This is a genomic window from Botrimarina sp. (assembly GCF_040219535.1).
Classification (GTDB): domain Bacteria; phylum Planctomycetota; class Planctomycetia; order Pirellulales; family Lacipirellulaceae; genus Botrimarina.
This window is the reverse complement of sequence record NZ_JAVJSH010000025.1, coordinates 140,916-153,218: the sequence shown is the minus strand read 5'-3', so window position 1 is coordinate 153,218 and position 12,303 is coordinate 140,916. Positions and strand designations below refer to the sequence as shown.

Annotated in this window: 6 protein-coding genes; all 6 read right to left on the bottom strand. The window is 71.7% G+C overall.

The window, feature by feature from the left end; genetic code table 11:
- Window positions 1-45: 45 nt before the first annotated feature.
- The 6 genes from glyA to RIC11_RS15570 all read right to left on the bottom strand — a co-directional run bounded on the left by glyA (window position 46) and on the right by RIC11_RS15570 (window position 12,233).
- Window positions 46-1,332 carry a serine hydroxymethyltransferase gene (gene glyA / locus RIC11_RS15595; protein ID WP_350212930.1) on the bottom strand — a complete coding sequence of 429 codons (1,287 nt, stop codon included), beginning with the start codon at window positions 1,330-1,332 and terminating at the stop codon, window positions 46-48.
- Between the two features lie 201 nt (window positions 1,333-1,533).
- Complete coding sequence (locus RIC11_RS15590) at window positions 1,534-2,862, bottom strand: hypothetical protein (RefSeq protein ID WP_350212928.1); 1,329 nt, start codon at window positions 2,860-2,862, stop codon at window positions 1,534-1,536.
- 3 nt (window positions 2,863-2,865) lie between these two features.
- Window positions 2,866-6,432, bottom strand: coding sequence for a hypothetical protein (locus RIC11_RS15585; RefSeq protein WP_350212926.1), 3,567 nt, complete (start codon window positions 6,430-6,432; stop codon window positions 2,866-2,868).
- Window positions 6,433-6,634: 202 nt separating this feature from the next.
- Complete coding sequence (locus tag RIC11_RS15580) at window positions 6,635-8,905, bottom strand: HlyD family efflux transporter periplasmic adaptor subunit (RefSeq protein WP_350212924.1); 2,271 nt, start codon at window positions 8,903-8,905, stop codon at window positions 6,635-6,637.
- 98 nt (window positions 8,906-9,003) lie between these two features.
- Complete coding sequence (locus RIC11_RS15575) at window positions 9,004-9,972, bottom strand: HlyD family secretion protein (protein WP_350212922.1); 969 nt, start codon at window positions 9,970-9,972, stop codon at window positions 9,004-9,006.
- Window positions 9,973-10,037: 65 nt separating this feature from the next.
- On the bottom strand, window positions 10,038-12,233 hold the full coding sequence (locus RIC11_RS15570; RefSeq protein WP_350212920.1) for an efflux RND transporter periplasmic adaptor subunit: 2,196 nt from the start codon (window positions 12,231-12,233) through the stop codon (window positions 10,038-10,040).
- Window positions 12,234-12,303: the final 70 nt, after the last annotated feature.

The window sequence follows — 12,303 nt, the reverse complement described above, 5'->3', positions numbered from 1 at the left end:
CGCGCTTCCCTGAAGCCCGAGGCCCGACGCCCGAAGCCACCGGCGCTAGCCGGCCACCGTCTGCGGTTCCTCTTCGAGCTCGGCGGCCGGGACGGGGAAGCCGGTGCAGAACTCGCGGACTTGCTCGCGGATCTTCGCGTGCAGGGCCGAGTCGTCGGGGCTCTTTAGACCTTCGAGCATCCAGGCCCCGACGGTCCGCATGTCGTCCTCGCGCATGCCGCGCGTGGTCAACGCGGGCGTGCCGACCCGCACGCCGGAGGGGTCCATCGGCTTGCGCTCGTCGAACGGGATCATGTTCATGTTGACCGTCACGCCGCACGCGCCGAGGACCGCCTCGGCGGTCTTGCCGCCGATCCCCAGCGGCGTGACGTCGACCAGCATCAGGTGGTTCTCGGTGCCGCCCGAGACCAGCTTCAGGCCGCCCTCGGCGAGCGTTTCGGCCAGGGCGACCGCGTTGCGTTTGACTTGCCGGATGTACTCCTTGAACGAGGGGCGGAGGGCCTCGCCGAAGCAGATCGCCTTGCCCGCCACGACGTGCATCAGCGGCCCCCCCTGCACGCCGGGGAACACGCGGCTGTTGAGGACCTTCGCGTGCTCCTTCTTGGCGAGGATCAAGCCCGAGCGCGGGCCGCGGAGCGTCTTGTGGGTGGTGGTGGTGACCACGTCGGCCACGGCGACCGGGTCGTCGTGCTCGCGCGCGGCGACGAGGCCCGAGTAGTGCGCCATGTCGACCATCAACAGCGCGCCGACCTCGTCGGCGATCTCGCGGAACTTCGCGTGCGGGATCTCGCGCGGGTAGGCGCTTGCGCCGGCGATGATCAGCTTCGGCTTGTGCTCGCGGGCCTGCTTGGCGACCTGGTCGAAGTCGATCCGGCAGTCGCTCTTGCGCACGCCGTACGACACGCAGTTGTAGAGCAGCCCCGACATGTTCAGCTTCATGCCGTGTGTCAGGTGCCCGCCGTGCGCGAGGTCGAGCCCGAGCATCGTGTCGCCCGGCTCGAGGAAGGCCAGGTAGACCGCGGCGTTGGCTTGCGAGCCGCTGTGCGGCTGAACGTTGGCGAAGATATCCCCGTTGTACGCGGCGCCGAAAAGCTCCTTCGCCCGGTCCCGCGCGAGGTCCTCGACCACGTCCACGTGCTCGCAGCCGCCGTAGTAGCGCCGGCCGGGGTAGCCCTCGGCGTACTTGTTCGTGAGCACGCTGCCGACCGCTTGCTGGATCGCGGCGCTGGTGTAGTTCTCGCTCGCGATCATCTCCAGGCCGTCGCGCTGCCGCTCTTGCTCGGCGGCGATCGCGGACCAAACCTCGGGGTCGTGCTGCTCGATAACGTTCATACGCTCGCTCGTTAAGGTCGCTCTTCCTCGTTCGATTGCCGCGCTCGCCGGGCCGACTCGGCGGCGCCGCCCGGGGCTACCGCCCTCGGCTCGCGCACTAGGGCGCCCCTGAGGACGCGGCGCCGACGGCTGGGCCTTGCTGATGCGTTAGGAACCGCAGCCGGCGGCGGCCCGGTCACGCACGCGCCGCGACCGTTAGTCTCAGCGATCGACCCGCGATTGTCGAGCACCTCGCCCCGCGGGCCCGCCCCCCCGCCGCAGGGCCGCGCTTAGCGAGCCCTCGTTTTCCGCCAGGGCGTTCGCGGCGTCGTTCACCCGCAGGTAGAGCGTGCCGCTGGCCGGCGCGGTGTACGCGGCCGATCGGCCGACCGGCGCCGCGTCGACGAACGCGCCCGGCCCCGCGTCGACGGTCGCTAGCAGCTCGCCCAGCGGGCGGCCCGCGTGGTAGGCGAGCGTCACCCCGCCGGGCTCGCACGGCCACGGCGCGCCGTCCGGCTCGTGGGCGATCACGTACCGACCCTCGGCGGTGATCTGGACCGGCTCGCCCGCTTCGACCGCCACGCCTGAGGACTGCCATCCGCGGTCGGCCGCGATGGTCGCGGCGGCCGATCCGTCTGCGGCGAGGGGCTCGCCCTGGCGGAAATCGATCGCTTCGCGCGGGAGGTCGTGCCCGTAACAGAGCGTGGCCGCGTAGAGCCGCCACTCTTGCTCCAAGCGGCGGCGGTCGCGCTGGTACAGGCGGTCGAAGCGGGAGTCGAAGTCGGGCTCGTTGACCCACCCCGGCAGCCTTGCGAACCGCTCGCGGTACGCGGGGTGGCCGTCCAAGAACGACGCCAGCGCCCAAACCCAAGCGTACTCCTCGGTGGCGAGCAGCCGGCGGTTGTCGATCTTCCGCACCGCGTCGACCGACAACAGCCGGCCGCTCGCCACCGCGTCGCGCACCAAGCGGACGCGTCCCCAGTCGGGCGCGGCTTCGCGGGTCTCCGGCGGGGAGGCGATCCGCAGCTCGCCGGTCGCTTCGTTGTACTGGTGCGTGCCGCACAGCTCGGCCATCGCTTCCATGTACCACCCCGGGCCGCACGAACCGAGCCGGGTGGCCATGAAGCTGTGGGTCGCTTCGTGCAGCAGCAGGTGGCGGCGGTAGTAGTCGCTCTCTTGCTGACGGACCCAGACCTCGTAGCCGAGCGACAAGCCGTGCTGGAAGTCGGGGCTTTGGTCCGGCCACAGGCCGAGCGCGCGGAAGCGGGCTTCGTCCTCGATCAAGTAGACGCGCAGCCGCCATTTCTTCGCGGCGGAGCGGGCCACGCCGAAACGCTCGGCCCACCGCGGCGCGGCCAGCGCGATGAGGCCCGGCAGGCGGTCGGTTTCGGCCGAGGGCGGCGCGTCGGTGACGAGCGTCGCCTGCTCGGCCTCGACGACGCGCAGCCCGGCCGCCGCCAAGCGACCCGCGTCGATCGGCCGGGGCTCGGGCCATCCGGCGTGGCACACGCCCGCCGCGGCCAGCGCCACGCTCACCAGCAACCAACGCAACTTTCACCTCTCCCGGAGTTTCTCGAACAACAAATTAAGCCCGCCCTCGATGGCGCCCGCGGCGGCGCTCTCGACAAGGCCGCGGGAGAGCTCGCGGAACGCGTCGCTGTTGATCTTCGGGCGCGAGAAGGTCCCCTGGATCGGGATCCGGATCGCCTGCCCGCGCAAGCGCCCGAGGTACTGCGGGCGGCGGTCGACCCACTCGTCGAGGATCGGCACCGCGAGCACCAGGTTGAGCGACTCGTCGAGGCCGACGGAGCCCGACGACTGGACGATCGCGTCGCCCACGAAGAACGCCAGCCCCCGGTGGTACACGCGGCCGTTCTGCAATTGGAACTCGGTCCGGTTGTTGTCGATCGCGACCAGCACCGACTGCCGCGGCTGCACGACCGACTCGACGCCGTCGCGGGCCACGCCCTGGATCTGCCGCACGAGCGCGACCCACTCGGCCACGGCCGGCCCCGGAGTGACGCGCAGGCGGTGGATGTCGAGCACGCCGGCCGCGCGGCCTTGCTGCCGCAGCAGCTCGTCGTCGACCGGTGCGACCAGCTCGCTCAGCGCGATCGAGTAGCGGCCGTCGATCTGCGCCGCGTCGGCCAGCACCGGCGCGATGTATTTCAGCACGCGCCCGTTGACCTCGGCCGACATCGCCACGTCCGAAACGAGCGGCCCCGGCGCGAGCGACACGACCGCCGGCGGCGGGTCGAGCCGTGCGGTGGCCGTCGCCGTGAGGCGGCCCTCGCCGAGAGAGACGTCGAGCGGGTCGGTCCGCAGCACGCCGCCGCGCAGGGTCGCCGCGAGCCGGCCGGGGCCGACCGGCAGGCCGAACAGGTTCGCCCCTTGCCAGGGCGCCTCGAAGCGGCCCGCCAACCGCCGCACGGCCGGCGCGTCGGGCGGCGCCGTGTCGTCCGACTCCAGGCGGAACGTCGCGCGGTCGCGCCCGACGAGGCGCACGCCGTCGCCGAGCCGCGGCCAGAGCACCGGCGTGAGCTTCTCGAGGTCGTAGTCGACCCCGCCGCCGACCTCCACGCCGCGCAGCGTGGCGGCGTCGGCGATGCGGCCCCCGAAGGAGCCGTTGAGGGTCTCCGATTCGACACGCATGTCGCGGAACTCGACGGCCACCCGGCTGGCGCCCGACGCATCGACGCGCGACGCGACCATCGCGTCGCCGACGACGCTCAGCGCCGGCTCGGACCACAAGACCTGGTCCGCCGCCGCGGCCGCTTGGCGGTCGCGCAGCGTCAGCCGGTTGCCTCGGGCGGAGAGCCTCAGGTTCAGCCCTTCCGGCACGCCGCGGGCGGTGACTTTGCCGTCGACCAGGCCGCTCGCCACGTAGCGCGATGGCCCCGCCGCCGCGGGCAGCCAAGCCGACAGCCGCTCGAGGTCCAACCGGTAAACGGCCTCGCCCCGCAGCGCCTCGGGCGCGCCGGCCTCGACGGAGACTTCCCGCGCACGGGCCGAGGCGACGCTCGTTGCGACCTGGGCCTCGTCGACTTGGGCCACGCGCCGCTGGGCGTCGTACGCGCCGCGTCCGGAGGCCTCGATCCGCTCGTCGCGTAGGACCACGCGGGTCGCGTCGGCGCCGAGACCGGCGGTGTCGAGCGACAGCCCGGTCAGCGCGAGGTTCGCCCGATCGATCTCGATCCGCTGCGCGTCGCGGCGCCCGGCGATGGTCAGCTCGATCGCGCCGACAAGACCGAGCCGCTCCGGCGGGGGCAGCTCGCCGGCGATCGCCACGCGGCGGAACCAGCGGGCCGCGTCGCCCGCCAGCTCGATCCGCAGCGGCTGCGGCCCGGCGGCCGCGCCGTCGGGGCGGGGCAGGTCGATCACCAGGCGGTCGTCGCCGGCGGTGAGCTGGACCGTGCCGGTCGGCGTGGTCTCGTCGAGCACGGCGCCGTCGACCTCGGCGGTGAAAGCGAGCTTCGGCTCGCGCGCCAGCGGGGCGTCGGGCTCGCCGACGAGCAGGTTGTTGACCTCGCCGTCGGCGCTGACGCGCCAGCGGCCGGTCGCCGCCGTGCGTTTCGCGTCGAACCGCGCCTCGCCCGCGCCGGCCAGCCGCGTGCCGCCGAGGTCGACGATCGGCGCGAGCTGCTCGGCGAGCTTGTCGAGGTCGAAATCGAGCCGGCCGCGGAGCCGCTGCGCGTCGCCCTGCGCGGCGGCCGAGAAGAATGTCGCGTCCGCCGCGAGCGACTCGAGCACCCAGCCGGCGAGGCCGGCCGTGGCGTCGTGCTGCAACGCGTCGATCCGCAGGTCGATCGGGTCGCGCCACTGGACCGGCTCGCCCCCCGCCCGCCCCGTCAGCGGGCTCGAAACCAGACGCGCGCGCACCCGGCCCGCGTCGCACGTGAGGGTCGCGTCGACTCGGCCCGATTCGATCCGCGCATCGTCTTGCAGGCGGACCAGCCGCGGCGCGATCTCGGCCAGCCGGTCAAAATCGATCCCCCCCGTAAACCGCAGGTCACGCGGCGCGAGCGGAGTCCCCTCGCCCCAGGCTCGGGCCTCGGCCGGCGTGAGCGAGCCGGCGATCCGCACCTCGCCGACGGGCGTGACCAAGTCGAGGCGCTCCACCGCGAGTCGGTCGCCCGCCGCGGCCAGTCGCCACGGGGCCTCGACCTGGCCGAAGCGGACCGTCTGGCCCTCGGTGGCCGCGCCGCGGTAGTCGACCGACGCCAGCCGCGCCGTGCCCGAGCTCCGCACGCCGCCGGCGAGGAGCGTGGCGAGCACGTCGGCCGGCGCGAGCGAGTCGAACGTGTCGATCCCCTCGTCGGACCAGGCGGTCTGTCCCTGGATGCTTGCCCAGCCGGCGAGGTCGGCCGTCGGGTCGACGCGTCGCACCAGCGGCGCCACGAGCGACAGCGGCAGCGACTCGGCCTCGACGTACGCCAGGCGGCCGCCCCCCTCGGCGGCGCCGATCCGCGCGGCGATCCGCCCCGCGGGCGGCTCGGCGGCGCCTTCGGCGACCAGCCGCGACAGGGCCGCTTCGATCGTCGCTTCGATCGAATTCAGCCCGCGCCCGGGGTCTTCGACGCGCAGGTTGGCGCCGGACAGCAGCCAACGCTCCCCGGTCGACGTGTCGGTCACCCCCACGGCGGCGTCCGACACGGCGATCGACAAGGGCCGGCGGCTGGCGGGTGCGTCGGGCTGATCGTCGGCTTGCTCGGAGCGCCGCCGCGCCTCGTCGAAGAGCGAGTCGAGGTTCGTCCCCTGCGGCGAGACCACCAGGTTCACACGCGGCTGTTCGACCGACACGACCAGCGGCGCCGAGTCGCCGGCCAACAGCCCGAGCAGGCCGCCCTGAAGGGCGACTCGCTCGACGGCGACCGCTTCGGCGCCGTCGGGCGTGCGGAGCGTCACGCCGGCGAGCGACAGCGGGCCGGTCCAGCCGAGCGACGTGGACCGCACCGTCAGCCGGCCGGCCGACGCGGGCAGCGCCCCGGAGATCAGCTCGCCCGGCCACGGCGTGAGGCTCAGCAGCATCGGCCCGAGGAGAACCAGCGCCAGCACTCCTAGCACCAGCCACACCCAGGGGCGTCGCTTTCGCTGGGGCGCGGCGGGCGGCTGGTCGGACATCGGCGGCGCTGCGGGCGGAGGGGGCCGGCCGATTCTACGACCTACCGCCGCGCCGAGTCACGCTCGGTTCGTGTGGCGGGTTCCATGCGAGTCGTTTCCGGGGCCTTCCCCGGGCTGACGCCGGTGGGGCTCGCTCGCCCAACGGCGGGCCCGGTTCCGCTCGTCCCCCGTCCCCCGTGCCCCGTGCCCGACCCCTCGTCCGTCACAGGTCGAAGTTCACGGTCCGCGTCAGGTAGCGGTAGAAACGCTGCCAGAGGGTCCGCGGCTCGATCGTGATCTTCGCCTCGCCGACGAGACCGACCCGCAGGAGGTCGTGAAGGCGCTGTGCTTGCTCGGGCAGCTTCTTTGGGTCGGCTAGCGGCACGACCGCCTCGAACGTGGGCTCGAGCGGCCGGGCGACGCCCGACGCGTCGGTCTCGGTGGCGAGCGCGCCGCCGGACAGGCTCGACAGCCGCGGCGGCGTCTCGCGGAGCTCCTCGCGCGAGATCGACCGCACCTGGCCTCGGTAGACCACGCCGGTCGCTTGGTTCAGCAACAGGCGCACGGGCTGCCCCTCGGCGACGAACTCGATGTCGTCCTGTGCGATGGCGAGCCGCGCCTCGAGCCGGTCTGGGTCGCCGATCCGGCAGAAGCGGTCGCCGGTCTCGAGCGTGGAGTAGCGGTTCGCCGGGTCGAGCGGCGTGCCGGTCCAAGCCGCCAGCTGCTCCTGGTCGTGGCCGCGGTCGCTGCGGTAGTCCGGCGGCATGACGACGCCCGCCTTCGGCGCGCGGAGCAGCAAGCGCTCGGCGTCCTCGCGGAATTTCTGCAGCTGCTCCTCGGCGTCCGCCAGCCGGGCGCGGGCGCCGCCGAGCCTAAGCGACGCGGTTTGGTCGCGGTAGGCGAGGTTCTCGAGCGAGCGGATCTCCGCCTGGTAGGCGGCGACCTCGCCCTCCAAGCGCGCGGTCTGCAGCTCGAGGTCGACGCTGCGCAGCCGCGCCAGGGCCTCGCCCTCGTCGACGCGGTCTCCCGGCTCGACGAGGACCTCCTCGAGCGTCGCGGTGAGCTCGCAGTACACGCTGTCCGCGTCGCGCGGGTGGATGACCGCCGGCGCGAACACGTACGCGGGGAGCGGCACGAGCGCGACCGCGGCGACGATCGCGGCGATCACCGCCAGGGTCGCCAGCAGCGGCGCGCGTTTCACTTTGCTGAGCCTCCCGGGAACCTTGAAGTACTTGTAGAGCTTCCAGAACGGCTGGCCGACCAGCCCCCACACCGCCATCAGCGCGATCGCCTGACCGAGGGGTTTCAATCCGTAGGGCTCGAACACCATGTTCAAGAAATACAGGATCGAGATCACCACCACCCAGCGGTAGATCGACGCGGCCACCGTGTACGCGGCGAACAGCGCGCGGTTCCGCTGGGGCAGGAACGGGTCCTCGGGCTGCTCGATCCCGAGGCACCACTTGGACATCGTCCGCTGGAGGATCTGGTTTGACTTCTGGCGGAGGTTGGGCACCTCCATCAGGTCGCTGAGGATGTAGTAGCCGTCGTAACGCAGCAGCGGGTTCGCGTTGAAGAGGATCGTGCTGACGGAGCTGACGAACATGATGTTCAGGCACGTGTAGTGCAGCAGCCCCGGCTCGGTGAACCACCAGACGAACGTGCAGACCGAGGCCAGCACGACCTCCACGTACATGCCCGCCGCGCCGATCGCCGCACGATGCCACTTGTTGGGCAGCATCCACGAGTCGCTCACGTTGCAGTACAGGCACGGCGTGAGCACCAGGAGCATCACGCCCATCTCGTGGCACTCGCCGCCGAAGTGCTTGCACGCCAGGCCGTGGCCGAACTCGTGCAGGACCTTCGTGCCGCCCAGCACCGCGGCTAGCAGCAGCCAGTTCTTCGCGGCGAAGAACGTGTTGAAGTCGGGCAGCTTCGCCCGGAACTCCTCGAACTGCACGCCGATCAACAACAACGCCGACAGGCACAGCGCCACGCAGAGGTACAGCGCCGTGCGGGTGAAGAACCACCGGACAGGCGGCAGGCTGTACAGGAGGTTGAGCACGCGCTCGGGGTCGATCCCCTTGAAGCGGATCGACAGCACGTTGGAGAGCCTGCCCTTGAGCTCCTTGCCCCGGCGCTCCTCGCGCCGCTTCTTGAGCTGGTCGCCCTGGCCGGGCGCGTCGGCGATCACCAGGCCGCTGCGGTAGAGCGTGCCGATGAACTGCTGCAGCTCCTCGGTGCGGATCTTCTGCGGCGGGAACCGGCGCTCGAACCGCTCGGCCAGGTCGTCGAGGCTCGAGCGGCCGTCGAGCATCTCGAGGATCGCGAACTCTTCTTCCTCGAAGCGGAAGTACTGCAACGCGACAGGGTCTTTCACAACCCAGTAGACCCGCCCCTGGTAGCGCTGCTTACGCGCCTCGAGGTCGGGCCGCACGCGGATCGGCATCCGCCGCGAGCTGGAAGAGACCAGGCTGTCGGCGAGGGAGGGCAAAGCGCTTGCGGATTGGGGATTTCGGGACGCGGGCTAGGGCGCGGCGGAATCGGTGCGGGGGGCACTCCGCGATCCGCCATCCCGATTCCGCGATCCGCTCACTTCGCCAGCCTTGTCTGCGGCGTGCGGTCGCCCACCTGCGTGTCGTCGGCGGTTCCCAGGTGCACACGCATCGTGGCGTTCATGTTGGGGCTGATCAGCCAGCGGCCCTGCGACTCGCGGTTGGCGATCTCCGCGCGGACGCGGTAGCGGGGGCCGTCGCCGGTGTACTCGGCGACCGGGTCGACGTAGGTCACCCAGCCGGTGGCCTCGACCGTGCGGCCGCGGCCGAGGGGCACGTCGACCGTGACGCGGCACCCGGCGATGTCCATCGGCGACACGTCGTCGTAGTAGACCTTGCCGTCGACCTGCAGCGTGTCGAGCTGCGCGACCTCGGCGATCACGTCGCCCGGCTGGACCCACTCGCCCTGCTCGCGGTGCAGCTCGAGGACCTCGCCGTTGAACGGCGCGCGGACCTGGCGCCGCTCGACGGCCACCTGGGCCAGGGCGACCTCGGCCTCCTTCACGCCCAGCTCGATGCGGGCGGCCTTGAGCTCTTCCTCCGCGTTCTCGGCGCCGAGTTGCGACTTGCGCCACTCGAGCTCCTCCTTGCGGAGCTCGGCGTTGGTCACCGCGTCGGGCACTTGGCGCCGCACGCCGAGCACCTCCTCGTAGTCGGCCCGCTCGACCAGCTCCGACGCCTGCGCGAAACGCAGCTGGATGTCTTGCGAGGCGCGGTGCTCGGCCAGCGCGAGCTCGGCGCGGGCGCGCCTCTCGGTCAGCTCGGCCTCCCGCGAGTCGATCTTGGCGAGGACCTCTTCGGACGACACGCGCGAGCCGCGTTTCACGCCCACGTAGGTCAACACGCCGGCCTCGGTCGCGGGCAGGTCGATCTTGCTAACCATGCCGATCGTGCAGTCGCGGATCTCGTGCACCGCCGCGCCGCCGGGCGCCGCTTGTTGGCCGTGGGTCGCGGGGCAAGCGGCCAGCAACGCTGCCAGGCCGAGAACGGCGGGTCGGGTGGACATGATCGGAACGCTCGCAACGAGAGGTTGGGGCCTTCGGGCGGAGGGCTTCTGCTTTATGGGATGCGTCACAACCGGAACAAGACCTTCGACCGGACAAAATCGACGAGGTCGTGCAAGTAAGCGTACGCCAGCGACGCCTCGCCGCAGTGGACCCTCGCTATTACCTCGGCGCCCACCTTCGGGTCGGCGACCGCTTCGTTGAATTCTTGCTGGTCGAACTCGACGGTCAGCAGCACCGTCGCGCCCGACTCGTCGCGGACCTCGGCCGACGACGCGATGTTCTCCTCGGTCAGGCGGCCGGTGAGGGTCTTCTCGGTGTTCGTGGCGAGCAAGAACTCGACGGGCAGCTCGCCGCCGGCCTCGTGGATGGCCCGGGTGATGTGGCCCATCCGCTTCTCGGGCATCTCGACCTCGAGGACCCACTCTCCGGTGGGGTCCGCCACCTGCATCAGGCGGGCGCCGCGTTGCACGGGGCGGCTACGCAGCTCGTTGATCCGCGATCGCGACGTGATCACCCGCCCGGTGAGCGGGCTGGTGACCTCGAGGGTCTTTTGCTTCAGCCGAAGGGTCGACAGCTCGTTCTCGAGCTTGCGCCGCTGCGCGGACAACTCGGTCTCCTCGGCGACTTTCCGCTGCATCTCGAGACGCCCGTCGCGGGTGAGTTGTTCGCCGCCGCGCGTGCTGAGCTCGTAACGGAGCGAGTCGAGCTGTTTGTCGATCGTGGCCAGGTCGCCGCGGATCGACGCGATCTCCTTGTCCAGGTCGATGTTCTCGAGCACCAGCAGCGTGTCGCCCTCGTCGACCGGTTGGTCCTCGCCGACGAGGATCGTCCTCACGTTGCCGTCGATCTGCGCGTAGACGCCCTGCAGCTCGCGGGGCCGGAGCTTGCCGTCGCCCTCGAGCATGAAGTCCTTCTGAACAAGCAGCGCGGCCGCCACCAGGCCGACGACCGCCGCGGTGACCGCTACGGTCTTTGGCAGCGTGTGCCGGCGGAAGAGCCAAGTCGACTTGCCGAGCGCCTTCCACACGGGCATGAGGAACAGGCCCTCGTGCTCCAGCGCGTTGGCCAGGGCGGTTTCGCTGTGCGAACGGACCACGTCGACCCGCTGGCGGAAGCCCTCGGCGATCCGGTTGTCGACCATCTGCTCGACCACCAGCGCGCCGATGACCTCCCCCTCGCGCCGGCCCCCCTTGCGGAGGTCCTCCTCGGTGGCCTCAGGGTCCACCCCGCGCCGGTCCACCAGCGGCAGGATCGCCATGGCCTTGGTCTCCGACTCGTCGACGTACGCGTCGAGCGCCCGCTCCACCTGCGGCGCGAGCTGCGACGTGTCGCCCGTGTACCAAACGTCCTCGCCGGTGCGGGCGACGGCCCGGGCGAGCTTGGTGAGCAGGGTCGACACGTTGGAGCGGGTGTCCGGCATGTCTTGGCCGGAGATCGCTTGGATCTTCGGCCGCCCGCCGGTCCCCACGGCGACCGTCACACGGTCCGCGCCGATCAGCCGCCGGCCCTCGTTGGCGATCGTGAACGAGCTGTGCCGCACGTCGAGCCGGTCGTGCGCCAAGCGCGTGAACGACTCGAGCTGCTCCCACAACGACTGCTTGTCCGCCAGGTGCGCCAGGCGGCGGCTGCGGAGGTAGTCGCCGGCGAGCTGGCAGACCTGCAGCAGGAACTTCAGGTAGCCGGCCTGGACCTGCGGCCGCCCGCCGGGCCGCTGGAACACCTCCACCACGCCCTGCGGCCCCTGGTCGTTGTGCACCGGGGCGAGCACGAGGAGGAAATCCGTAGCGTTGGCCGGCGCGTGCTCGTGGGACTCGGCCGAGATGACCTGGTCGTCCTCGCCGAAGCCCGAGTGCGGCTGCACGACCGCCCCTTCGGAAAACCCGGGGCCGGTCGGCGCCGAAAGCACCCGGTGCAGCAAGCGGCCGTGCTGCTCCTGGGCGATCGGGTTCTCGGCCAGCCCGGTCTGCCGCAGGTTGATCTGGTACGCCAGCCGGAATTGGCCCGACTCGCTGAGTGTCCACACCGCCCCGCCCATCGCGGCCAGCGCCTGGACCACCCTGTTGAGGAATTCCTCGTAGTAGTGGTCGGGCGCGACGTCCTGGCGAGAGAGCTCGCCGATCTGCTGCACGATGGCTTGGATTTCGGCCTTCGCGCGCTGCACCGCGGCGTGGTCGACCCCGGCGGCCGACGCGGCTGTCTGGCCGGCCGACACCGACGGGCCGGCTGCTTGGGGGGCGGCGGTGGATTCTTGGCTGCTCACAGTCTCCTAAGCCTACAGCAAAAGCCCGGTGGCGCAGCGTCCAGTGCGGTGCGAATTGGCTCACCGGGCC